12 protein-coding genes and 1 pseudogene are annotated in these 26,052 nt (G+C 58.4%); 9 read left to right on the forward strand and 4 right to left on the reverse strand.

Annotated features, from left to right (window positions below):
- Nucleotides 1–3 precede the first annotated feature (3 nt).
- On the reverse strand, nt 4–549 hold the full coding sequence (locus LB568_RS17855; protein WP_224730804.1) for an HD domain-containing phosphohydrolase: 546 nt from the start codon (nt 547–549) through the stop codon (nt 4–6).
- Between the two features lie 433 nt (nt 550–982).
- Between LB568_RS17855 and LB568_RS17860 the strand changes: the two genes are divergently transcribed.
- From LB568_RS17860 to LB568_RS17875, 4 genes and pseudogenes are all read left to right on the forward strand, one after another.
- Nucleotides 983–2,224 (forward strand): DUF6361 family protein, encoded by a 1,242-nt coding sequence (locus LB568_RS17860; RefSeq protein ID WP_224730805.1) that lies wholly within the window; start codon nt 983–985, stop codon nt 2,222–2,224.
- Nucleotides 2,217–4,070, forward strand: coding sequence for a phospholipase D family protein (locus LB568_RS17865; RefSeq protein ID WP_224730806.1), 1,854 nt, complete (start codon nt 2,217–2,219; stop codon nt 4,068–4,070). Before LB568_RS17860 ends, LB568_RS17865 begins: the two co-directional genes overlap by 8 nt.
- A complete protein-coding gene (locus tag LB568_RS17870) occupies nt 4,060–7,179 on the forward strand; it encodes a helicase-related protein (protein WP_224730807.1) in 3,120 nt (1,039 codons plus the stop codon). Before LB568_RS17865 ends, LB568_RS17870 begins: the two co-directional genes overlap by 11 nt.
- A 33-nt stretch (nt 7,180–7,212) precedes the next feature.
- Nucleotides 7,213–7,301: pseudogene (locus LB568_RS17875) on the forward strand (pseudouridine synthase); the annotation flags it as partial.
- A 224-nt stretch (nt 7,302–7,525) separates the two neighbouring features.
- Here LB568_RS17875 and LB568_RS17880 read toward each other — a convergent pair.
- Both LB568_RS17880 and LB568_RS17885 read right to left on the reverse strand, forming a co-directional pair.
- Nucleotides 7,526–8,146: a hypothetical protein gene (locus tag LB568_RS17880; protein WP_224730808.1), complete on the reverse strand. Its 621-nt coding sequence runs from the start codon at nt 8,144–8,146 to the stop codon at nt 7,526–7,528.
- A gap of 264 nt (nt 8,147–8,410) precedes the next feature.
- Nucleotides 8,411–9,589, reverse strand: a complete 1,179-nt coding sequence (locus tag LB568_RS17885) for a Shedu immune nuclease family protein (RefSeq protein WP_224730809.1) — start codon at nt 9,587–9,589, stop codon at nt 8,411–8,413.
- Between the two features lie 833 nt (nt 9,590–10,422).
- Here LB568_RS17885 and LB568_RS17890 point away from each other — a divergent pair.
- The 5 genes from LB568_RS17890 (at nt 10,423) to LB568_RS17910 (ending at nt 21,253) form a co-directional block, all read left to right on the forward strand.
- Nucleotides 10,423–11,424, forward strand: coding sequence for a hypothetical protein (locus LB568_RS17890; protein WP_224730810.1), 1,002 nt, complete (start codon nt 10,423–10,425; stop codon nt 11,422–11,424).
- Nucleotides 11,425–11,447: 23 nt separating this feature from the next.
- Nucleotides 11,448–11,789: a hypothetical protein gene (locus LB568_RS17895; RefSeq protein ID WP_224730811.1), complete on the forward strand. Its 342-nt coding sequence runs from the start codon at nt 11,448–11,450 to the stop codon at nt 11,787–11,789.
- Nucleotides 11,790–11,896: 107 nt separating this feature from the next.
- On the forward strand, nt 11,897–12,733 hold the full coding sequence (locus LB568_RS17900) for a caspase family protein (RefSeq protein WP_224730812.1): 837 nt from the start codon (nt 11,897–11,899) through the stop codon (nt 12,731–12,733).
- A gap of 13 nt (nt 12,734–12,746) precedes the next feature.
- A complete protein-coding gene (locus LB568_RS17905; protein ID WP_224730813.1) occupies nt 12,747–16,232 on the forward strand; it encodes a caspase family protein in 3,486 nt (1,161 codons plus the stop codon).
- Nucleotides 16,229–21,253: a caspase family protein gene (locus LB568_RS17910; protein WP_224730814.1), complete on the forward strand. Its 5,025-nt coding sequence runs from the start codon at nt 16,229–16,231 to the stop codon at nt 21,251–21,253. The genes LB568_RS17905 and LB568_RS17910 overlap by 4 nt, the downstream gene beginning before the upstream one ends.
- Nucleotides 21,254–21,660: 407 nt before the next feature.
- Here LB568_RS17910 and LB568_RS17915 read toward each other — a convergent pair whose 3' ends face one another.
- The gene (locus LB568_RS17915) at nt 21,661–25,920 is read right to left on the reverse strand and encodes a CHAT domain-containing protein (RefSeq protein ID WP_263497059.1); all 4,260 of its coding nucleotides are present in this window, start codon (nt 25,918–25,920) and stop codon (nt 21,661–21,663) included.
- Nucleotides 25,921–26,052: the final 132 nt, after the last annotated feature.

The raw sequence follows: 26,052 nt of genomic DNA on the forward strand, positions 1-26,052 counted from the left end.
TGATCAGACATCCTCGCCGCTCAAGCCGCGCGGCAGGCCCTTGCCATCCCAGCGTTCGTAGATCTGGCCAAGATTGCGCCTTATGTTCTCGGACAGGCCAAGCCGCTCTCCGATCCGTTGCGCTACCTCGCAATGCGCGGTGAGCACCGGGCGGGCCACCGCGAGCGCCTGCGACATGGCGGCCTCGATCGCCCTAGCCTGCGCGTCAGGGGCTAGATCATAGTAGACCCGCTTGAAGGCCTGCACGAAAACCCTGCCCAGCTCCGCACGGTTGCCCATGTCGAGACCGACAAGGTCCTGGCGGAGCGCGATTTCGTCGCCGAAGGTAGCTGACAGCAGGTCTGTATCGGCATTGCAGCCGACATAACGCAGCATAGATTGGTGATATGCGTTACGGCGAACCTCGTCGGAAAGGCCCGAAAGCGTGGCGATCCGCATCGCAAGCACGCAGGATTTCAGCGCAAAATCGCGAGAATGGCCCGTGGCGAGGTCCGAAGCATAGGCCAGGACCATCATGAAGTCTGCCCGGCGGATCGAGACGTTTGTCATCCCCCACCTCCCAGTAAGCCCCATGCTAGCCCCGTGTGTCGTCAGTACCTAGGGGAACAATCTCAAGCCGGATTAGATCCTAAAGAAAGAGATGGTCCTGTTTGGGACCGTATCCGGACTGTCCGCTTTCGGAAAGCGCTTGGCGTTAAGGTGCCCGCTTCCGTGAAGCGAAGGGGCCGGTTGAGAAGCATCGACGCTGCCCCCTAACTCTTGCTACGCACCCCTCTTTCATTAGAGCCAATCCTGCGCCATCATCCCCGCTGCTTGGAGCTCGCGGCGAACCACGCAGCTCATACATGCGAGGCCCTTCTATCGATTACCCGTCATAATTCGACGCATTCTTCCACTGCGCGTCAAAACAGCAAAAACCTGACTAATAACCTCTACCCCCTAATTGCTCGAATCTATTTATTCGTGCACGTTGCTATGGCTGGTGAAGGGGCGCACCAAGCGCTTCATACATTTAGTTTTTGTGTGCACCGCACATGAGGGGATACTCTTGTCTTCAATCGGATGGATTGATTTCGACGAAAAGGAGCGCGACCGGGCGAACGCCCTGATGCAGCTCTTCACCGAGCATGAGGCAAGGGACGAGCTGGGGCTGGGCGCGATCCGGGATTCAATTGCCGATCACCTCTTCCCCGGCACCAGCACCGTTCAAACTCGCCTCCGTTACATGCTGTTCGTGCCTTGGATCTTCTCCCGGCTTCCTCGGCATCGCAGCTCCATCGAGGTGCTTGATCAGATGCGGTCCGATCAGCTCAAGCTTCGTAATGCCCTGGTCGCGGGCAAGGAGAGCAATGGCGTCATCGGCGTGAATGCCGGCCGCGAATTGAAGAGGCCGCCGGCCAGCGTCTATTGGGCTGGATTGGAAAATTGGGGCATCCGGTTGTTCCCCGGATCCATCGACTCCTATGCCGCTTCGCTGCCGTCCTGGCCGAAAGAGTCCAGCAGGGACCACGCCGAAGACGACTATGATGCGAACAGTTCCAGGCTAGCGCTGTGGCATCCGCAGCTTCCCGCGGCGCCAAAGGGCCTCTTCGAAAACACGAGCTTTGCACTGAGCGATGAGGAAGCCGAATTCATCGTGGACCGCCTCAACGCCAGCAATCCCGATAGCTTGCTGACCTTCCTCGCTCGGAAGGGCGGCAATGCTCGGGCCGGCTACATCTGGGCACATCCGCACGTCTCCGAATTCCCGGCCCGCATGCGCCGGCTCGTCGAGCACGCCTCGATCTTCTCGGAGGCCATGTACGGTGCTGCCCTTCACTACAATCTGCAGCTCAGCCAGCTCCGGGGCAAGGAGGACTGGGTCGAGGACTACAAGTCGGGCATCGCGAAGTGGCAGCAGGACCTTGATCTTGCCCGGTTGAAGCACTGGTCGCTGGAAGACTTCTGGGACGAGATCCGCCACCCCGCGCATCGGGTGCTCGAACCGGCGCGACGGTTCGTAACCGATTGGACCGACCTGCTCAAGATCAGTGGCGGCCTCAAGCGAAACAAGGCCAAGGGGCTGGCATTGGTGAAGGAGCGAGAGCGGCGCCTCAAGAAGGGACTGTCGCGCTTTACCAACCAGGCAGCACTGAGCCGCTGGAAGGGGGCGTCCGGCGCCTACCGCCTCCAGTTCCGCTGGTCGCAAGCGAGCCGTCATCTGCAGGACCTTGCCCGTGGCTAGGTCGACGTTGGATCCGGAAACGCGGCTTCTCTACGGCGATAGCCTGAAGGCTCCCCCGGGCTACGAGTTCGATTGCGGGGTGGCCACAACCTTCTCGATGGATTTCGAGACTGCCTTGGCAACCTCGGTCAGCATTGCCTTCTTGGTGTCTAAGAACCGAGACGATGTCCTGAGCGACCACGTCGCACTGCTCGAAGCCGTTGAACGCACCGCTAAAAGACTTGTCGTCTACGCCGATGCCGGGCAGATCCATGCCGACAGGGGCGAGGGATCACGCCTGACCTCACTCCTTGAGAAGACCATCGTTGAAGTGAAGTCGCCGGGCGATGGCAGCTTCCATCCCAAGTTGTGGGCAATGCGCTTCAAGCCGCTCGACCACGACGATCCAATTAAAATGCGCTTGCTGATCCTGTCGCGCAACCTGACGCGCGATAGATCCTGGGACGCTGCGCTGTCGCTCGATGGGACGGTCCTATCGAGGCCCTCCGCTGGCAACAGGCCACTGTACGATCTGCTTAAACAATTGCCAAGCATGGCCGTTGGATCGATGGACGACGCGCGGCGACGCATGACCTTGGCAATGGCCGACGAACTCAGATACGCCGAATGGGACATGCCTCCGGGCTGCGACGCCTTAGATTTACACGTCAATGGCATTGGAGCCGGGGGCTGGAAGCCAGCCAAGAGCAGGAGCATCGCCGTGATGTCCCCATTCATTGACGAAGAGGCCCTGGAGCATCTGGCTGCCTTGGCACCGCGCGCGGCTAAGAAACTGATCAGCAGGCCCGACCAGCTTGCCTGCATCCCTAAGGCGACGTTGGGCAAGTTCAAGCAGGTCCTGGTGCTCGACGAAATGGCAGAAGGCGACGATGGCGAGGAGCCTCTGCCGAATGAGCAGCAGGGCCTTCACGCCAAAATCTTCGTTCAGGAAGAAGGCCGACGTACGACGCTCACTCTGGGGTCGGGCAACGCCACCCGTACCGCCCTTCTCAACAAACGGGGACAGTCGACTCGGAACGTGGAGGTTTTCGCGAGCCTCCATGGTCAGAAGTCCAAGCTCGGCTCCATCGACGACATCCTGGGCGACCAGGGCTTCGGTAGGATGTTGAGGGCATTCGAGCCGGACGAGGTCGAAGCGACTGCAGCCCAAGAGGTCGCTGCCGAGCAGCGCCTTCTTGATGCACGAAGAACTCTGGCACGCGGAGTACTGTCGCTTCGCTGCGAAGCGCTGCAGGACGATACCAAGCGTTGGCGGCTGTGGCTGATCCCGAGTGACGGTTTGCAGCTTGAAGAGCTCGGTCGGATTCGCGCGTGGCCGATCACTCTTGGAGAGGGTCACGCCAAGGACGTGCTTGACGGCATCCGAACCGACTCTCCCATCGATCTCGGTTCGGTCCCGCTGGTTGACCTCACCCGCTTCATCGCGATGGAGATCACTGATCTCGCAACGGGTCGCAGCGAGATCTTCAGCACGGGTCTCGACGTCGAGGGCATGCCGGAGGAGCGCGATCTTGCCATCCTCAATTGGGTCGTCGACAGCCGACAAAAGTTCATGGCTTACCTTCGGCTCCTTCTGGCGTCCTTCATCGAACATCCACTGCCACCGCCCAACAAGACGAACGGCAACTCCAAGGGGGATTGGGGATCCGGCGCAGATGACGAGCCAATCCTTGAAGATCTCATGCGTGCCCTTTGCGCTGGTGACGGGCGCCTCGGCGCCGTCGATAGGCTCGTGACCCGGATGGAAGCCAGCGCCAAGGACGGCACCGACGACCGCCTCCCACCGCACTTCAAGGAACTCTGGCGGGTGTTCCGCACGGTCTTGGAGACTCAAGATGCGCGGTGAGCCTTTCGATGCGTCGTTGTCGCTGGCACAGCTCAAGCACTTCCAACGCAGAACGGTTGACTACGTCTTCGACCGTTTGCACGGGTCCGACCAAGTGCGCCAATTCCTAGTTGCCGACGAGGTCGGCCTTGGCAAGACGATGGTCGCCCGCGGTATCGTCGCCAAGACCATCGAGATGCTCTGGCCCAAAGCGAAGCGCATCGACATCGTCTACATCTGCTCCAATCAGTCGATTGCGGCACAGAACCTCAACCGGCTGAACGTGATGGGCAAGGAAGCGATGGCCCTGCCCACGCGCATCACGTTGATGCCGCTGCGGATGCGCGAGAAGAACACAATCAACGCGAACGGCGTGAACTTCATCAGCCTCACGCCCGGCACGACCTTCAACCTGCATTCGTCGAACGGCGTGATGGAAGAGCGCGCGCTGCTGCTGCGATTACTCGAACCGTTGGCGCCACTGGCCTCGCTAAAGAACGCTTTGCAGGTGGGCGCTAGCCGAAAGAATTGGAACTGGCAGGTCAGCCAGATGACCCTGGACGGCATCGACAAGACGACCGTCCATCGCTTCCAGTCCGCCGTCTCGAAGAACAAAGTGCTCATGGCCGAATTGGGCGAGGTGTGCGAGCTCTTCAGCACGTACCGGAAGAAAAACCCGAAGCCATCCAATTGGGCGCGCACGTCCCTGGTCGCCAAACTGAGAAAGACGCTCTCGCACGCTTGCGTAATGGCGTTACAACCAGACTTGATCATCCTCGACGAATTTCAGCGTTTCCGCGAGCTGCTATCGGGCGAGGACGATGCCGCCGAGCTGGCGCGCGCCCTCTTCGAGTATGGCGATCAGGAAACGGGTGCCCGCACCCTGCTGCTCTCGGCCACCCCATACAAGATGCTGACGCTGTCCGCGGACTCGCCCGATGACGGCGACCATTACAAGGACTTCCTTAAGACGATCGGCTTCCTGCACGGTCGTGATCGCGCCTCCGCGGTCGCTGATGAACTCGACCTGGAGATGCGCCAGTTTCGACGCTTCCTCCAGCAGTTGCCGGCGGCGACCAAGCAAGCGAAGAAGGCTCGTAAGGGCATCGAAGCTCGCCTCAAGAAGGTGATGAGCCGCACCGAAAGGGTCGACAGCACCATCGAGAGGGACTCGATGCTGAGCGAGCCACAGATGGAAGCGAAGGTAGCCGCGGAGGATCTTCGTCAAGCGATGGTGGCGGCGCAGGTCGCGCGAAGCGCTGGGGCGCCGGAGATCATCGAATACTGGAAGTCCGCGCCCTACCTGCTGAACTTCATGCGCGACTACAAACTTAAGAAGTTGCTTAAGGACGCGGTGGCGAAGCCCAACCCCGCTCTTGTCGCAGCAGTTGCCGAGGCGGAAGCGTTGGCACTGCGGACGGACGACATCGAGAAGTACCAGCCAGTGGAGCCGGGTAATGCCCGGCTGAGAGCACTGATGTCGGACCTGTTCGACGCCAAGCTTGATCAGCACCTCTGGATCACCCCGTCGCTCCCCTACTATGGGGAAGCGGCCAAGGCGCCGCCGCTGACCAAGGCGTTGGTCTTCTCCGCTTGGCAGATGGTCCCGGACGCGCTCGCAGCCCTCATCTCCTACGAAGCCGAACGACGTATGGGCGCTGCGGAAACAAAGCTGGCCTATTCCGACGCAGCGAAACGCCGGCCTTTGCAGTTTCGGCTGGATGCCAACAATCGGCCGGCCACGCTGCGCACGCTCAACCTCATCTATCCCTCCCCTCTGCTGGCCGAACTGGGCGACCCATTTGCGGTTTTTGCGGCCGCTGCCAAACGGCCCTCCATCGAGGAGATGCGGACCGCATTGCGCAACAAGCTCGCCGAACGTCTTGCTGGGCTTCCCAAGGCCAAGGATGGCGAAACCTTGAGCGCGCGAGACTGGGAATGGTCGACGGCAGCGTTGCTGGACGTCGCGGCTGGCAATAGGGCATCGGAATGGCTGCGGAGCGGAGCCTTCGCCTCGACCGGCAATGAAGCAGGTTTCCGAGACCACGTCGCCGTGCTGATCTCCGCAAAAGGTATCGGAGAAGACGGCAGCGAAACTGCATTGGAATTGCTCGTGGATGTTGCGCTGGGAAGCCCCGCGGTGTGCGCGGTCCGCGCCATTCGACGCATTGCGCCCGAACTTGCCTGGGATGCCCCAGAGCTTCTGGAGGCCGCGGCCCACGTGGCGTGGGGTTTCAGGACCCTGTTCAACCAGCACGAGACCGTGGCGCTGCTACGCCAGGAGAGCGATGAGCATTATTGGCGCAGCGTTCTCGCCCATTCCGCAGCACACAATCTCCAATCCGTTCTCGACGAATACGCCCATTACCTCGTAGAAGGCGAAGGGTTGGTCGCCAAGTCGCCGACCGAGCGCGCCAAAGGAGTGGCAGAGGCCATGGTCAGGGCGCTGTCCATTCGCCCATCTCAGATCGAGGTCGACGACGTCAGGGCCGAGAACGGGCGCATTGTCTTCAGAAAGCCAATCAAGATGCGCGGTCGGTTTGCGATGCGCCTGGCCGAGCTCAAGGATGAGGAAGGTGGTGCCGTTCGGCTGTCAACGGTCCGCGAAGCCTTTAACTCGCCCTTCAGGCCATTCGTCCTTGCCACGACCTCGATCGGCCAGGAGGGTTTGGACTTCCATCCGTATTGCCACCGGGTCTATCACTGGAACTTGCCAGGCAACCCGGTCGATCTGGAGCAGCGCGAAGGGCGGGTCCACCGCTTCAAGGGCCACGCCATTCGCCTGAACGTCGCCGAGGCACACGCTCACGCAGTTCGACAAGGCCGAAAGCCCCCTGCAGACCCCTGGGCCGCCATGTTCGCCGCAGCACGACGCGCTACCAAAAGCCGCGACGAGCTCATTCCATATTGGATTTTTGAGGGCTCGACTAAGGTAGAGCGGCGCGTGCCGCTGATACCATTGAGCCGAGAGGAGAAGCGGCTCCAATGGCTGAAACGAAGCCTGACGGTCTACCGACTGGCGTTTGGGCAGCCAAGACAGGACGATCTCCTGGCCCACCTTGTCCGGCTGGTCGGCAATGGCTTCGATGCAAGCGAGTTCGATGAACTTCAGATCAGATTGCGGCCTTAGCATGAAGCTTCGAAACAACCTTCAGCACGAGCCACAAGCCTGGTCGAATGCCGGTTGGAGACAGGCCGCACCCATCAGATACGCGTTCACATGGCCCATTCGGCCATCCGGTGATCGGCGATGGACCGCCTTCGAGCTTAGGCGTTTCGCCTGACGACGCTGGGGAGCAATCCCCTCTGGTAACCGCCGCTGCCTACTTATCTGCTCTATGTCCAGTTCGGGCCGTGAGCCGTCTGTCGGCTTATGGGACCAACATCAGATAGTTGCCATTCTGATGTCGACCTCCATTGCAGTCGTTCCAAGGTCATTGGCGGCTTCCCGAAAGCCGTCGCTCCTTGTTTCCGAACTATCCGCGTGGCGGGCTAGCGCCGCGTAGGAGCGACGGCAGATGAAACGGCTGAGTGTAGGTGTTGCCAGGCCGCGGATGCTTGGCTTCGAGCGTCATCATGACGAATTCCACCGCCCGCTCGGAGAGCGCGAGCCGTTCGGCCGAAAACGCGTTGGAGTCGTCCGGCTCCAGATCGTTCTTCTCGTTTTGCAGATGCACCCGGTTCCGAATCCGCCTGAGAAGGTCAAGGTCGTCGTAAAACGTCGATCCGGGTTCATCGAACAGGTCGTGCTTCCGGCAACTCGCGATGAGGGTCTCCAGCTTGTCGATCTGTTGGCCGCGGATGTAGGTGATGATATTCGCCGGCATACCCATTACGCCTTCATGCGTGAACCATTTGACCCGCTTGTGGAGGTCGTAGAGCAGGGCCTCGATGATCGCCACGTTCAGGATGATCATCGGCTTTTGGAGGTAGCGTTTCCGGGCGGGGTTCGCTTCTTCCCGTAGCGTACGCAATGTACGGACTACGTCGAGGCTGTGCCCGACATTGTCGGCCAGCTTGAAATCGCCGATGAAGGAACTCGGGCGGTCGACCGCGTTGTTGTCTCCGTGCGGGCCAAGACGCCCTGTAGGTGACAACTCTATACCTTAGCCCTGTTCAGATCACGCAGACGGGATCGTTAGTGGCAGCATTATGTGGGAGCCCTCCGCATTGCAGCCATTCCCGCTATCCACCCTGTCGAGCCGTTCCGGGGCACAGCGGGCGCGCGCGGTGAACGGTCGGGATCCGACCCTCTCTTGGCCATCTGCGATCTGCTCGTAAGCATGAGCCAAAAGTTGCCGCTTTGGGGTTGATCGTCGTGAGGGCGTAGCCGTCGGCGTAAGCGCGCAGATAGCGGTGGGCTATTTCGTCACGGTCTCAGAGTCATCTACTATGAATTTGGCCCGGGCATATAGCTCATCGAACGTCACTACTTCGGGCCAGCGGAGCGAGCGACGGAACAACTCGAACGACCGAAACTTATCTTTGTTGGCGCCGTTCGGGCTATCGAGTTCTCCAAGGTTGCCAATGACCAGAAATGAGCGGGGCTGAAACTGAAAAAGGGTCTCTCCGGTCAAGTCGCCCGTCTCGGAATGGGTGGGCCGAAACACTTCCGTTAGGTCTTCCAGCGCTCGTTGGACCGTAACCTGTATCTGTGAGACTGCGCCTGCAAGCTCGAAGCTCGGGGCAAAGACGCCGGGTCGATAGCTCCTTACGAGGTCGGTTTCGGAGGTCTTGATTTCTACGAAGCACAGCGAGTTGATGGCGGCGACGGTCTTCATGAGCCCGTCCACCTCCTTGCCCCGGCCGGTGATGTTGTATCCGGCGACCTTGGACTTCAGCGTCTGGCCGTCCAGCTTGCTCATCGGGATGTATGAGAGACCGTAGCCAAATATCCATGGGTTCCGCTCAAAGAAGGCCTGCCACGCGTCCTCCATGCGCCCGTTGGCCGCCACCTTCTGGCTCTCGCGGAATTCATCGTCATCAAGCATCCGCTTGAAGTAGGCCAACTCTTTCTTGCGACGGGCGAGGCTGTAGATTTCCTGAGCCTGCACATCGGTTTCAAGCACCGCATTTAGGAGCTTGGGATCTTCCACCAGGGCCTTGGCAATCTGGCGACGATCGAACGACGACTGGACCTGGGCGCGGTCGGGCAGTTTGCCGCCATCCTCGCCCACAAAAATCATCGTCTCGCAGGCCTTAATGAATGTCAGCAGCTCATCGATCTCTTTCCCGTACAGCGGGAAGGTATCGACAGCGTAGGGCATGTCCTTGCTGTTCCATTTCTGGAAGGTCAAGGTGCTGATCTTGCTGCTGTCCTCGTGCAGTGTCGCCTTGAACTGGTAGCGCTCGGCATTGCTCCTGCGCAGGACGACCTCTTTGCCTTCCCTCACTGCGATGATCCCCCCTTTGCCCTCAACCACCCGATACATGAACCTTTTAGGAGGTATGTCCTTCTCACCGATTTGGGTGATGCGCTTTGAGTAATAGGTGGTCTGGGGCAATCGGCCCCAGAAGTAGGTCTCATCGCTGTCCGACATCGGCTTCCTGACACGCAAATGTACGCGCCCAATCTACTCGGATCATTCTCCAGAGTCTTGGTCTACGACATATTCCACAGGTGCGCCCTTACGTCAGAAACCATGCCGTCAGCTCAAACACGATAAGGACCAGAGGTCTCTTGCGTGCTTGGCACTATGATTTCCAAGCAGCTGCCATTAGCATACGCGAACATCGTACGCCCTCGATCGCCCGGCAAGAGGGGCTGCTCTTTCGCGATTGTTTCCTGAGGTCATGGCTGACGAGGAGGCAGACGCCGAAGCTCTTGCAGCATAGGCAAGTGCCGTGTTCTCCCATCGCCTTGGTGTGGCTCCCCTCCGTTCTAGCCGGTCTGCCTCCGGTCAAGTTTTCGTCGGGAACGGGTGCGGGTTCAAGTCACGGACAGAAACCACCGATGCCGACACTCGTTAATGGTCGCGATTTGAAAAATCTAGCCGTATTGAAAGCATCTTGGAAGAATACTAACGATGCAATACCTAACCTTTTCCCATCAATGGCTTTATTTTGTGCTTTCTGATTTCGTTCTATATGGGTATAATTGCTGTCTGAATTTCAGACGACTCTGGCGAATGCAGTACACTATATCGCTAGGAACAAGGAGTTTTCCTCGTATTACCTAGTGACTTTCCGCGCAAGCTTCGACCGAGCCCCGTGCGCCTGCGGTTTGCCTACAATTCTTGCGTAGAATAAATCGCTTGCAAGTGGCGCCAAAAAGAACTGTATATTGATTTCTATCGGATTGGCGGGGGCTGCGACAAAGACGATGGGCACTATAGTGGACGCCGTGCGGTCGTGGCGGCGGCGCATTCAATGCATGCGTAGCCGCAGCACAAAGCACATCCCATTCTTGGCTGTGACATGTTTTGTTTTGACTGCCTGCGGAATTCATCCACTCCCCGACGATGTGACAGGGCTGTCGACATACAACATTGTCCGCCAGATACGGTGCGAGACTCGGCAAGCAGTGATTGACTCGCTCTTTACCTACCTGACCAGCGAGGCAAACCACGACGCCGGGAAAGTTGACGACCGTTCACGACAGATCGGCCTATCGTTCCAGCAACTGTACAACACGAATCCCCAAACCATACGTCAGTTCAAACCAGACGCGCTCTCTGGGTTCTCGAAAGTTGTAATAGGGCTGCTGTGGAGCACCGGCATCGCCTACAATTTTGACCTCAACATGGTTATAGTGAACAACGTCGATCCGTCGATGAAAATTCTTCGAACGCTTCCACAGTCAGGATTCTCGCTGGGACTTCAAGGAAGTTTTGATAGGCAACGAGGTAACGAACGATCATTTACAGTGACGGACAATTTCGGAAATCTAATCAATAAAACGGATGCCAGATACTGCAAGGACAAGATCGTCGAAGCCAATGTAGTTTATCCCATAGCGGGCAAGGTTGGCATGGAACGCGCAGTGGATGACTTCCTCGTGCTTGCGCTTTTTGGAAACCTTGCTGGAAGCGACAGCAAGGACGTTACCGCAGTAAAAGGTCCGCCAACAATGGTTGACCAACTCGAATTCAAAACGACCGTCAGCGGCACTGTGAACCCTTCGGTGACGTTCTCACCAGGTGGTCCTGATTTTCATATCTCCGAGGCGGCTTTGGGAGTTACAAATTCGCGAACTGATACTCATAAGCTGACTGTCGGCCTTTATCTCGACACTTCTGGTGTAAAGCAAATCGAGAAAGCGCGGGCGGATATCTTCTTGGGCCTGATTACGGCGGCTGGTGGGCCGGCCGAGCAAGGCGCTGCCACAGCGGTAGATCAGTTCCTGAAGCAAAAGATTTTCCGGGGTGAGAACTGAACGGAACATCAGAGGGGACCAATATGGCGAAGGTACCGAAGAGCCGGCGAGCGGCAGGCGGGTCTGCCGGCGACGGCAAAAGGGCGGGCGGCCGTCGTGGCCCAGTTCGGGTGGGGCTTTATGGACTGGGCCATCTACTGAAGGCTATCGACGCCGCCGGCAAGGATGTTCAGGGCCAGTTTCAGGGAGCGCTCGGCAATCAAGATGTGACCGTCACTTTGTCCCCTACGCTCGCGGCTAAAATAAAAGAATTCGTGACGCAGAATGGGATCGCGGCTCCACCCAAGACAACTGGTCTAAAGGCGGCCGCTCGAAATCACGACAACTGTGATCCGCGGACCGATCCGTGGTGCATAGATATTTAGCCATATGTAAATAAGCACCTTTTGCGACGCGGCTGGTGTTCTGGTGCGAATACCCAGTTCAAACGAGCAGCAATGCGCTGCCGGGAGTTTAGTAGGGGAAAAATACCATGGGCAAAGGAATCTCCCTCCATGTCGGATTGAATGCCGTCGACCCCAAGCACTACCAGGGATGGTCAGGGGAATTGGCGGCTTGTGAGATGGATGCCAACGACATGGCAATGATCGCCGAGGCGTCTGGATTTGGGGCCACTGTTTTGCTGACCGAAGGAGCATCAAGACAAGCCGTGACGAATGTTCTGGAGAACGCCGCGGCGGCACTTGAGGCGGGCGACATTTTCTTCCTGACCTATTCGGGTCACGGTGGCCAAGTGCCGGATACCGACGGTGATGAGCCTGACGGGCTCGATGAAACCTGGTGCCTGTTCGATGGCGAGTTCGTCGACGACGAAATTTACTACTTCATTGGCCGGTTTGCTGCAGGCGTTCGACTGTTGATCCTGTCAGACAGTTGCCACAGCGGCTCCGTGATCAAAGACATGGCCCTGATGCAAGCCATCGGCGACACCACCAAAAAAGATCCTACGCGCTATCGCGCCATGCCGCCCGAGGTCGCCCAACGAACCTATCTGGCCAATCGAGCCTTCTATGATGGCATTGGAAATGACCCGCGCTTCCGGAACAGCCGAGCGGACGTGAAGGCCTCCGCGTTGCTGATTTCTGGCTGCCAGGACAATCAGCTGTCTGCTGACGGCGCGTTCAACGGACGCTTCACGGGAACGCTGAAGTTAGTCTGGAACGGTGGCAAGTTTGACGGGGACTATCAAAAATTCCATAGCGCAATTGTCAGAAGAATGCCGAGAGACCAGACGCCCAACTATTTTTTCGTCGGTGAACCCAATCCGGCCTTTGAGCTGGAGCGGCCATTCACGATCAACCCCAGATAGGGGCGGGAAACTCATGGGCCGGACGGTTTATGCGGTCCTGGTAGGCATCGATGACTACCCCGCGCCCGTTCCCGGCTTGAGGGGATGTGTCAATGACATCGATGCGATCGCCGCCCTGCTTCAAAATTTTGGGCAGACGGGAGCATTTGCCATCGATGCGCAGCTGCTGAAAAATGATCAGGCAACTCGCTCGAACGTCATAAGCGGTTTTCGTGACCATCTTGGCAAGGCAGGCCCGGACGATGTGGCGCTCTTCTATTTTAGTGGCCATGGGTCACAGGAGAACGCCCCGGTTGAGTTCTGGAATATCGAGCCCGACCATCTCAACGAGACGCTGGTTTGCTTCGACAGCAGAAGCAGCGGCAACTGGGACCTCGCCGACAAAGAGCTGGCCGTCCTGATCGCCGAAATTGCAGGCCGCGCCCCGCATTTTCTATGCGTCCTTGACTGTTGTCATTCGGGAAGTGGAACGCGCGCGGCGCTGGAAGAAGGATTGGCAATCCGGCGAGCACCGACAGATCGACGAGAACGCCCGATCGCGGCATTCCTGAACGGCTCGCTTCTGACAAAAGCCGGTAACGACAAAGCGACCTCCGACACCAATTGGGTTGTAATGCCCGAGGGCCGGCATGTGCTGCTGGCTGCCTGCCGCTCCAGTGAGACAGCCAAGGAGGTCAACGACGATGGCAGACCGCACGGTGCATTCACCGCGGCACTGCTTGCGGCCCTGCGACAGACACGCGGATCGATCAGCTACCGAGACTTGATGAAGCGTGCCGAAGCCCAACTCCGCATGCGCGTGGCTCAGCAAGTGCCGCAGATCGAGAGCAGCGATCCCCAAGATCTGCAGCTGTTTTTCCTCGACGGCGCGGTTCATCAAGGCCGAGCCACTTTTACGATGAGCTTCGATGGTGGCCTGCAATGGATCATCGATGGCGGGGCGATTCACGGCATCGCCCCGCCTCAAGGCTCGCAAACCACCAGTTTTGCGATTTTCCCGCTCGATGCCGATCCTACGGCATGGCGGTCGCTCGATGCGGCTGTGGCGCTGGCCGATGTGCACGACGTGAGACCAGAACTCAGTTGCGTCGACATCCGGCCCTCCGGCCATGGCGACCTCGATCGCAATCTGACATATCGCGCGATCTTGGTCGCGACGCCTTTGCCGGCCAAACTGGTCTATCTTTCTGGCGAAGAGTCCGCACTCCAGCTTGTCAGAGAAGCATTGGGTCGTGCCGGCGATGCAGGCAGCGCTTCGCTTCTGGTCCAGGAGGCAAGGACGGAAGACACCGCCAACTTCCGCGTGCTTGCGACCACGGCCGGCTATCAGATCAGCCGGTCCTCTGCCGACCGTCCATTAGTTGCGGAAATAGAGGGCGCCAATGCCGATGGAGCGGCCCTTGTGGTCGAGCGTCTCGAACATGTGGCGCGTTGGCAGGCTGTGTCTTCCCTGAGCAACCTCGACAGCCATCTGGGCGAAGCGCCGGTGACAATTTCGATGCGTTTGCCGGTTGCGGACGGCAGGGCCAACGCCTGGAATGAAGTTGATCCGCGCGCTGAAAGCCGCCTCTACTACACCCGGTCCGCCAATGGCAAATGGCGTGCACCTCGGCTTCGCCTGACGCTGACGAATTCGAGCGATTTCGACTTGTACTGCGCGCTGCTGTGGCTCGGTGAAGACTATTCGGTGAGCTCAAACCTGTTCCCCACCGGTGCTCAGCTTGTTCCCTCAGGAGAGTCGCTTGCTGTGGCAGGTGGACGAGATCTTTGCATGACCATCCCAGACGCGAAATGGCAGACGGGCCGGACCGAACTGACGGATCAGCTCAAGCTGATCGTCAGCCGGGAGCAGTTCGACGCAACGTTGTTCAATCAAGGCGCCATTGAAACCTATACCCGTACGCGCAGCCTGAACCGAGAGTTCGAGCGTCCGCGATCGATGCTCGAGCGTCTGGCCAAACGTGTTTACTATCGCGACATCTCTGCCCAACCGGATGGTGACGAGAAGCTTGGGGATTGGGCCACAAGCGATATGGCCTTAACGGTGGTGCGGCCGCTCGAAGCAGCACAGGTTCCCCAAGCTGGTGAACAGGTCGAGCTCGGCTCCGGGGTAATGCTCTTGGGTCACCCCGCCTTCGAAGCGCAGGTGAGCCTCGTCTCGACAACCGAGGTTGGACGCTCCCTGGGTGCCTTGGGAACGCCGGCAATTTTCCGCGACGATCCGGTAACGTCGCAGCCGTTCCTGTTCGAGACTGCGCGCGGAACCGATCCCGGCCTCGGAGCGCTGCAACTCAGCGGCATTGAGAATGCGGCATCGGTGACGACCGAAGCACCGTTGCGTTTTCGAGTGGCAACCAGTCTTGCACCGGGCGAGCATGTGCTTCCCTACGCTTGGGACGGCGAATTCTACCTGCCGCTTGGGATTGGCCGACCGGTCGACGGTGCGCTGGAGATCGAACTCAGGCAAATTCCCGTGTTCAGCACAGCCGCAGACGTCGAGCGGGGGATCGTCAGTTCGCTTCGCATTCTGTTTCAAAAGATCGTCAGCCCATACCTTGCTGTCGGATACGACTACCCGCACCTTGCCGCCGTTAGCTTCAACGCCAAGGATCAACCTGTCTACGAAACGGACGTGACCCTGGCGCGCGGCAAGGTCGGTCAGGCGCAGAGGATCCTGCTCTACGTTCATGGCATCCTCGGGGACACCTTGGGTATGACGGCAGCCTCGAAGGCGAAGGTTGCGATGCCCGGCTTGGTATCGAAACGCATCGCCGACGATTATGATTTGGTACTCGCATTCGACTATGAGAACATCAATACCAGCATCAAGGATAATGCGCGCAGCATGAAAAGCCGCCTTGAAGCGGTGGGGTTGGGCGTCGATCACGGCAAGATGCTGCACGTTGCCGCGCATTCTATGGGTGGACTGGTCACACGCTGGTTCATTGAAAAGGAAGGCGGCAATCGGGTCGTGCAGCATTTGGTCATGCTGGGCACACCAAACGGAGGGTCGCCCTGGCCAACGATCCAGAACTGGGCAAATGCCGCGCTAGCCATTGGGCTGAATGGCTTGAGCAGTGTTGCATGGCCGCTGCAACTCTTGGGCGATCTTGCAGCGGCAGCCGAAAGGGTTGACGTCGCTCTCGACGAAATGGCACCAGGCTCGCCATTTCTGACCGAGCTGGGGCAAAGCGACGATCCTCGAACGCCCTATTCGCTTTTGATAGGCAACACCTCGATTATTCCCGCTGCAGTTGCAAACGGCACATTGCGGTCCCTGCTAGAGCGGCTATCGCCACAGCATGTCCTGCACGACGTGACGGCGCTGGCCTTCCTGAATAAGCCCAACGACATCGCAGTAGCCGTCGCCAGCGCAAGGGCACTCCCGGAACCCCGCAACCCCGCATTGCTCGCCTTTGAGGTCGCTTGCGATCACCTAACATTTTTTACAACGGAGGCTGGGCGTGCAGCGCTGATGCAAGCCCTCCTACCAAGATGAGCCCGGTCGAGAGGATCGAGGGTTTCAGAAAGAACCTAGCCATTCTCGTGGCGATCGATAACTACGCAAGCGTGCCGACCCTCAAGACACCTATCGGCGACGCTGCGGATCTGGCGAGGGTGCTGCACGATAGCCATGGGTTCGACACGGAAATCGTCACGGACGCCAATGCTACCTTCGACAAGCTGACGGAGCTGCTAGCGAGCTTGCCGGACCGGATAGGGAGCAACGACCGAGTTCTGTTCTATTTTGCAGGCCATGGCATCGCGTTATCCAGCGATGAAGGCCCGAAAGGCTATATTCTCCCTCAAGATGCCGACCGCGATTTGACTGATCGCTATCTGTCTATGGTCGATCTGAACAAGGCTTTGTCGGCGCTTCCGTGCCGGCACATGCTAGTCATTCTCGACTGCTGTTTTGCCGGCGCGTTCCGCTGGGCCGCGACACGGGACATTGTGATCGCTCCGGGAGATCTGCGCCAGGAGCGCTATCAGTGGTTCATCGAGGGGGCGGCCTGGCAAGCGATCGCGTCCGCCGCCCACGATCAGAAGGCAATGGATGTTGCATCCGAGCAGCCGCTGGGGCTCAGAGTTCAAAATGCCGAACATTCTCCCTTTGCCGGTGCGCTGATCAAAGGGCTGGAGGGTGCAGCCGACCTGCATCGGGCAGATCAGGACAAGGGCGACGGCGTGATTACAGCGACGGAGCTTTTTCTATATCTGGAAGACAAACTTATGCCGCCAGCGGGCGGTGGCCGGCCAAGGCAGGATCCCATTCTTTGGCCGCTGCAGAAACACGGCAAGGGTGAGTTCGTTTTCCTGGTCCCAGGCCAAAAGCTCGACCTTCCGCCCGCCCCACCTCTCGATCCGGATGCAAACCCATGGCGCGGACTGAGGGTTTACGACACTGCGCAGTCGGATTTGTTCTTCGGCCGTCGCAAAGCCAGTGACGCCCTGTTTGCACGCGTCCTGCGGGAACGCTTCATAGTCGTTACCGGCGCCTCCGGACTCGGCAAATCAAGCTTAGTTCGCGCCGGCCTGTTGCCGCGGCTTGACGCGTCCCAGTTTCATTCGATCGTCGTCCGGCCTGGCCCGATGCCTTTCGCGAGTCTCGCCGCGGGGCTTCGCAATGCCGCGCTCACGCAAATGCCTTTGATCGACGAACAGACGTTGAAGTCAGACCGGCTGGCCTTGGCCAACTGGGTTAAGGCCCAGCCGGGCGACTATGAGATTTTGCTCGTCGTCGATCAGGTCGAAGAATTGATAACCATGGGCCGCGAAGACAAGAAATATCTCGACCTGATCGCAGCTGCACTTGATAAAGCCGGCGAGCGGCTTCGCGTGGTGTTCACGCTGCGCTCGGAATTCGAGCCGCAATTCGCGCAATCGGCCTTGAAGGATCGCTGGCCCGCCGCTCGCTATCTGATCCCGGCAATGACACAGGACGAGTTACAGCGGGTAGTAGAAGGCCCGGCTAGTGTCAAAGTAATGCGATTCGAATCGGAAGCGCTGGTCGACCAACTCGTCAATGACGTCGTGCAGATGCCTGGCGCGCTGCCGATGTTGTCGTTCGCGCTGAGCGAGATGTACGCCCATTACCTGAAACGGTCGAGCGATGACAGGACGCTGACCAGTGAAGATTACGATGCACTCGGAGGCGGCGTAACCGGATCTCTTCGGGTGCGCGCCAACCAGATCGTCGACGAGATCGGCGAGTCGACGGCACGCCGCATCCTGGAGCGCTTCGTATCTATCGAGGCTGGCGCTTTTGCTCGACGGCGGGTGTTGAAGCGCGAGCTTGAGGTAGCAAGCGCGGCGGAAAACACCTGCATCGAAAAAGCTCTGAAGCGTCTCGACGAAACACGCCTGACTGTCACCGACAGTGTCAACGGCGACACCTATCTGGAACTGGCGCACGATGCGCTGATCCTCGGTTGGGACCGGCTGCTCAACTGGGTCCGCGAGGATGCGAAACGTATCGCCGCGCTAAGGCTATTAACGCCAAACGCCGAGGAATGGGCGACCTCGCCACAGAAAAAAACGGGCCTATTGTGGTCGGATGCTGCCCGGGTTGCGACCGTGAAAGAATTGCGGGCTGCGAGTACCCCTGGGCTTAACGGGATAGAAAGCAGATTTGCCGAATCGAGCGTCAGACGGGCCAGGCGAAATTCGATCTTGAGATCGATCACGGTATCCGCACTGGTCTTTCTCCTTGGAGCTGCGGTGATTGCTGCAAAATATGCTCAAACGCAAACCACAGTTGCGCTCGGACGGCTAAATACCGCCATTGAAGAAGCCGCCGGGCGCATGCTGCAGCTCGGCGAAACAAAACTTGCCTACGACCCGGCTGTCTCTATTCGCCTAGCTGAAGCCGCAGATCGTCTGGATCCAAATCTTTCGACAAATGAGCTTCGCGGTCTTTATGTGCGCGCAGCCTACAAAAATCCGGTCTGGGCGCGTCTCCCACCCGATCGGGTCGACAAAAATGCCACGACGCTATTCCCTCCGGTATACGAGCAGTCGGAGCAGCCTTTTGCCGCCAACTTGGATATCTCATATGTCCTGATGCGTCATCCCACCGATGAAACAGAACTTGCTCTTTATGACGTTGCGCAGTCGACCATTGTCGCGAATCTCAGCTTGAAGTCGGCGACACTCTTGGACGACGAGCCCTATGCGAGGCAGCTCGTAGCCTTGCTGAAACAAAATCCGGGCAACCGCCCACGTCTCGAAATTTTTGATCTGAGTCCCGCAGGATTGGCGAGCCCCAGCGTCACAGTAGACGACGGGATGGTTTACAGCTGCGCAAATGGTGCTTGGCCATGTGTGGTTGGCAAGGCCGACGGCACGGTTCTGATTTTTTCGCGCGACAATTCCGGGGCCATTGATTCTCGCGAAATTGGCATATGGCCTGGCCTGACCCGCATCAAGTTACATCCAACCGGCGAATCCTTTTTTCTGACTACAGCAGCCAAGCAGGTAATATGGGTCGGGGGCCTCAAGTCTCCAGCAGGCATCATTCAGCGAAACCTCAACCTGGCGGTTGGCAACTGGTACATCTACAAGGAAGAATTTCCCTGGATTGTGTGGGGACCTGCCCCAAACCAATTGGTAGCTTTGGAAATCGTGGCTTCGGATTCAGCGTCGCAATCGGCCGGAAAAGCGATCCTTACCGCAGTCAACGCTTTGAGCGGTCGAACGCAGATATTGCGGGAGGCTGTGTGGGAAGACAGCGGCATTGGGCGACAGGCATTGGCCTCGGACCTCCATGGGAATCGTATTGTGTGGGTCCGTAGCCAGGAACAAAGGGGCATGGCACCAGAGGTGTTTACGTTGCGCTGGCCGGATAGCTCGAATGACGTGGCGGATGGGGGCAAAGTCGTTGAGGCGCTCCAAGGTCGCGAAAGCGGATTGCTTTTTGGAGATTTGCCGGCGACCGCGATGGCGAATGTCCAGACCATCGCTGTTTCTCCGAATGGCCGTTTCGCCGTCGTTGCCAACGACGTGCGGGGCACGTCGGGTGATCAGGAGGGACGTGGGACGTTAGAGAGCTGGAACCTGACGCTTCTCCCCGACAACAACCCCGATGGGTCATCGCTAATCGTTTCCAGTCAAGCGCATGCAGTCAGGATCGCGTATGCGGCCGATTCAAGTCGGATCGCTGTTCTGGATGCGCTCGGCACCGTCAGCGTGTTTCGGGTTCGGACGGCTGGGCCGCCAAGCCTGAGCATAGGACTAAGAATACCTGAGGCCCTTTATGATCGCCTTGCTCCTGGTGTTCGTTCTGTGGGCGAGGACCGCCGATACTGGCTCGTCCGATATGGCGAAAGCGATCACCGTCTATACGATCTCGCCACAGGCAACGAAACTCGCTTGGAACAGCTTTTGCCAGGAGAGCGAATCTTGGCCGCCGCGTTTTTTGGCAATGAATTGAACATTGCAACAAGCAAAAGAATTGCGCGTTTCAAAGACGGAATGCTGCTGCAGACGAGAATGTTGGAATCGCCGGCGGAGAACGCCTCCATTGCCGAAACGACACTGTCCGTGCGAACGGCGAACAGGATCATACTCTTCGATCGTACGACCCTCCTGACGATCGGGTGGACTGATAACGGTCAGGCATCTCTTGAGATACCTGACAATGAACTCGACTCTTACGGACCTGTATCATTGGCCCAATTGCCGGACTATTACTCGCAAGAAAACAAAATCCGGGCATTTCAGGTTCATCAGGGCCGTCTGGAGGCGTGGGAGGCGACGGCGCAACCAACCCCCGGACCTCTAAAATTTGTGCGGATGTGGAGCAAAGAGCTGCCGGTTCGCGGCTGGAGCTCCCTGCGCCGGTTGCACAACCCGAACGTTGTCTTGATGCTAAGTGGCGCAAACGATCCGGACGTCACACCTGTTCTTTGGCAACTAGACGGTATCTCCGGTGAAATTCAACAACGCTACATTCTTCCAGAAGCCGCGCTGGCTCCTGGACGGAAGATTTTCGAAATCTTCGATGTCATGCCGTTGAAGGATAATCGTATTGGCATCGTATTTCGCTTTTCCCCATCCGCAGTGGCGGTTGGGACGTGGTCCCGCGACGGTGGTCGTGCTGTTAGTTGGCATGAGCACGTCTCGGATTCAGACCTAGTAGATGCACGCGCCGATTCGTCCAACAGTATCCTTATGACATTCCGGCATTACTCTGACGATGACGGCCAAAGGGTCTATTCACTTTTCGATCCAGCCTCTGACCAAACGGTTTGGTCGGGCAAACTCGATGAAGTTCTTGTTGCGCCCTACCTGCAACGCATCTCCGACAGATGGGTCGTCGCGAACGACACCTCGTGGCGAAAGGTAGAGCGACTTGTGTTGACCGGCGGCGGAAAGATGGCTGACGAGATTACGACAGTTCGGCTCCCGGCAGAGGAAGTTGCTCGGATTGAAAAGCTGACCGCTGAGGACGCTCAACCTGGCTTTTTCTGCTGGCTGACGAACTGCAATCCAGCCACGCGAGCAAACGCGGGTCAGTAAATCGCAGCCCACCAACCGCTCAAAAGACTTCACTACCGCAGCCGACTTGGGTCGCCACAAATGTGGTATCCATCTCCAAAATGGAACGATCGCTTTCGTCGCTCACTTCGATGCGGAAATGCAGCGGCTCCAGCAGAACGCCGCGCAGATTGCGTGTTTGGCCAATGAACTTGGCTGGAGGCGAACGCTACATCATCCTTCTCGCCACGGGTACACCATATGCGTAGCAATGTTCAGGGTGCTCCGGCTTAGCGCCAACGAAGTGGCGTTCCGTATTTTCGCGTTGACTTTCCTTGCACCGAGGGTCTCTGGGTCAACGGGCGCGTTCCATACTATTGGTTCACCAGGCTTCGCAGAGCGCGCATTCGCTACGACGGCTGACCAACAACCCCGTCTGGATTCTTACGTCACATCGGTCCCGGCCTGACGCAAATTGGAGCCAGCAAGCTTTTGTCATTGAGCGCTGTCACGCTTTGTGTCCAACTCCAATCCTCAGTTGCTGCTTTTTCTACTAGAGCACAGGCGATGGCAGCGAGCACCGAAGGATCAACGGTATCCAAAATGATGCGCCCGTTGACCGTGCCGGCTCCGAGCCTTCCCTTGCCGTCCAGCGCCAAAGCTCGGGAGGCCCATGCTTGCTTGTTTGAGAAGACGAGCGGCTCCCCGCCTAGGTAACGCAGGTCCCATACTAGCACGCCGCCATCCGAATCGGTGGCCGCAAGTAAATTTCCAGATGGGGAGAAGGCCAGCTTCATTACTGCGCTCAGCATTGGCAATTCTTTCGTTACGCTCACTTCAGAGGTCTTGCGGAGAAGATAAACCGTCGATCCTGCCCCAACCGCAACCGAGCCTGACGTCGTATCTACGGCGAGCGACATCACCGGATTGCCGAACTGAATCGGAGCCCTTGACTGGCCCGTCCCGTTCCGCCTCCAAAACCTGAGCATTCCGTCCTCCCCTCCAGAAACGATGTCCGTGTCCCAGGGAGAGAAGCCCACCGCGCGTGTCGTAACGCCAATTCCGTTCGAATCGATCTGACGGCTATGGCCCGAAGCCATGTCAATCAGTTCTAAGCGGGAATCGTCGACTGAAACGGCAAGGGTGTTGCCGATTGAATCCACGGCAAGGGACCATCCCACGCCGCTTGTCCCTGGGCGAACAATGCGTGCTTTGTAAGTAGCTAAGTCCCAGTCCCGAACAACGCTGTAGGGATCGATTGTGATGACATGCGAAGCGTCGGGCGGGACATACGCTGACATGACGTGCACTGGTTGTGGGATTGGAGGGAGCTCATACGCGTTGGCGCCAGAAATATCCCACATCCGCAAAGCGTTCGGGACCTCTTGTAGCACCCCCGCAATCAAGAGATTATCTTTTCGCGCGAACGCTAGGTACGACAGGGTCTCCGACTGGCCGCCATCGGGACGGTCCCGCATCAGGATTGCTTGGGAGAGGTGCAGCACATCCGCAGCCTCCAGAAGGGCCAATGTCCCAAAATCTGCCACGAGCAATGAGTGGCGTTTCTCAAGCGAGGCAAGGACTTGCAATCCGTCTCCACCGAGATCGCTTTCCTCTCCTCGGGAGGCGATATACTGGGTTGCACCATGGCTCTGTGTCGAGATCAGGAGGCTGGCTGGGTCGGATACTGAGACGATCCCAACGACGGCACTCGCCCTTGAGGGTAGCACTTTGCGCATCGTCTGAGGACGACCCTGATCGCATTCGTGCACTGAACCATCGAGAGCTCCCACAACAGGATCACGAGAAGTCGCGTCGATCGTAATTGTCGAAATCTCGCCGCTGTCGGGAAGGCGGCAGACCTCGAAAGCCTTGTTCGGATTGCTTCTAGCGATGAATAATACCTTGTCACCGCCGCCGACGTAGAACCCATCTGGTACGGACACAATCGTCGTGACGCGTGGTAACTTCAGGTCTGACGGCCATTTCTGGTCGAGTCTCTCTGGGTTGGCGAAAGCAGGAGTGGTTGCCTCGTTCGCGATCCATTCGACGATCCCACCCTGCGCGTCGCCCACCAAGAGTGCGGAGCCGTCGCTCGAAAAAGCAACAGCTGTCGGTTCTACCTGCTTCTCGTCAAACAGCGTCTCAATATGTTCAAATGCGCTGCCGGTGCGCAAGTATATTTTGCCGCTCCTTGCCGCGCTCGCAATCATCGTGCCGGATGGGTGGATGTCCGCCGCCACGGTCTCTTCGCCCTCGATACGGGCAAGACTAAACGTTCTGCGCTGTTCGATGTCTAGGAAAGCTAAGCCGCCATCTCTATCGACAAGTACGGCGCGGCGTTCAGCGGAGTCACTCCGGGCGGAGACGACCGACAAGTCGGCAGCCTCAACGCTCCTTAGATGGAAGGGTTGAGATAGAATCTGCCGGAAGACATCCGCAACCTCGAGCATGCCAACCCCTTTGGCCCGTCTGCTGAGTTCGAAGGCCTCTTCGGCAATCAGTATTGATGCTTGGTTGTACTGCGGGGCATCGCGCAATGCGCGCTGAGCGAGAGCTCGGATCGTGGCGGCCTGCCTCTGATATTCTCTCTGCTGGTCGGTCACCCATGCCACGAAAACTAGGACTGCAATCAGCAGAGCGGCTGCAATGGCCCCGGAAGCCACACCAATTCTGCGCAATCGTGCACTTCTGCGCGCCTCCTTGCTGACCTCGATCAGCTTTATCTGATCCGGCGTCGGCAGGCGCATCCCTGAAAGGCCGAGTTCCACCAGCTCCAGGTCGCGTTCGCCCAGTGGTCGGAGGACGTCCGGGCTCGAAACCCGGAGGGCCTCGAGGGTGGAGACGTCAACAGGCCTAACGCGCCCTTCGAGGATGCGGCGTGCGCGCTGCCCTGGGGATTGCGATTCCTCGAACCTGCTGCGCACATATGAGGCGATGACGTCATGCGCCAACCGGTTCGCCGGCTGTCCCGCGTGGGTGCAGGCCACGAGAAAATATAATCCGCTTAATTTTCGAACAAGGCTGACGATCGAAGAACCGAAGTTGGCCACTAGGTCCGTCTCCGTACGGTCGCGAGCCGTGCCGTTGGCATTCGTGAAGTACTCCAAGAGGTCGAGCGCGAGCCCGGTGCCGACGGCCTCTGGCATTTCTTGTCGAAGTCGCTCGATCTGCTCGTCGAAAAAATCGTGGAGGAAACGCTGCCTGTCGACTAGGTCTCTGAAGAGGTCGACGGATAAATGCCTTTCACCCGTTGGCGTCTGGGGTGCGTCATCCCACATCCGAGACAATTGAACCTGTAGGAGCGGAGTGACATTCGACACCTCATGGCTGAGCACATATTCGGCCATACGGTGGGGCAAAGCGGGATCAATCGAGAGCTTGTAAGCGCTGCGTAGACGCTCGGTGCGTGTGGCACTCATGACTATGTCGACCACGCCGTGGCGCGAAAGGTCAGGAATGGAGAAGATTTCGAATGGAATTGAACGACGGATAAGACCCGCTTCGATGTCCGCGAGATATTCCTTGCGGAACGCGAGGATCAGGCGTCCCCGCGGACGATCGCGCGGGGCGCCGAAAAGTTCCGCCAAAGCATCAAGAAATGACGGCAGGGATCCACTCTGCCTTTCATCTGCACCGGCCAGTGCCCGATCCAACTGATCCAGCACCGCGAACAAGGGTCCTGCCTCTTGCTCTGCAGTCCGCCAGGCTTCCTCCAAAGTTATGCGGGACGTTGCCCCCAGAGCGCTCGTCAGGGAGGCCTCGATTCCCAGCCCCGCATCGCACACGACAAATCGAGCCGAAAACGCCCTTAGTCGTGGCAAGAGACCTGCTTGAAGCAGGGAGGACTTGCCGGCCCCAGATTGACCTGTGACCAACATGATCTGCGCTCGATCTGGACCGGCTAACCAGTCATAGAGGTATCTTATCTCGTCCGCGCGACCCGAAAACAGCTCGGCATGCTCTTCCCCGTAGCTTTGCAGATTTCGAAATGGCCTCTCGGGCAATTCTCTAGGCACTGGCTGCGGGAGCGAAAACAATGGATCTCCGACCGCCACCGGGAGGCTCCAGTTGGCTGCTTCAGCCGCCCCGGGTCGTAGATGAAGGCTCCATGGCCATCGGTCAGCGCTCCACTCGACCTGATCGGGATGGTACAGATCCCGAGGGTCGGCGCCGTGATCCGTTTTGACGGCTGCCACTGCCTCGGCGAACGCGGTGCCGATCGAGGCACCGTTTCCAAAATTCCTGTAAAAACGGGTAGCAAAGTCTGTTGCAGTCCTGTCGGCAACTGCCCGATCCGTGGCAATAACCGCGTCTACGCCTGCGAGCAGCAAATCTTCGACATGCATCCTTGTCGAGCATCCATTGAGAAAGACTAGGCGCAAGCTCTGCTGCTGACCCAGATACTCTGCGAGGCCCCTACGATCAGCCGTTCGCAATCCCCCTTCGGCTGACCTCAACAGAAGCTGGAACGAGTTCGCGTGACCTGCATAGTGGAACACCGCGACGAGCCCCCTATTCGCAGGGTCTGCAAACAAATCGAAAATCATTGAAGCCGTCGCTTGGCGTACTTCGAAAAATTTGCAGAGCTCCAGCGATTCGGCTCTTCGCATCGCATCGGCCAACGCCTCGCTCTCGGCCTCAAGGTTGCGCAAGTAGGTGTGTCCAACTTCGTCGTCATTGGCAAAAAAGAGCAGGACGCGCGGCAACTCTCGGGTTGGCCGTGCCGCCACCGCGTCAATTGGCAAAGGAACTAGCTTGGAGGATGTTGGGGGCATCGGTCCGACACGTTGAAATCGCCAAGAGTCTCCGAAGGATATGCCCTTCGCTTTTGGAGGCAA

Origin of the sequence: Mesorhizobium sp. B263B2A, from assembly GCF_020165775.1 — a bacterium.
GTDB lineage: Bacteria > Pseudomonadota > Alphaproteobacteria > Rhizobiales > Rhizobiaceae > Mesorhizobium > Mesorhizobium opportunistum.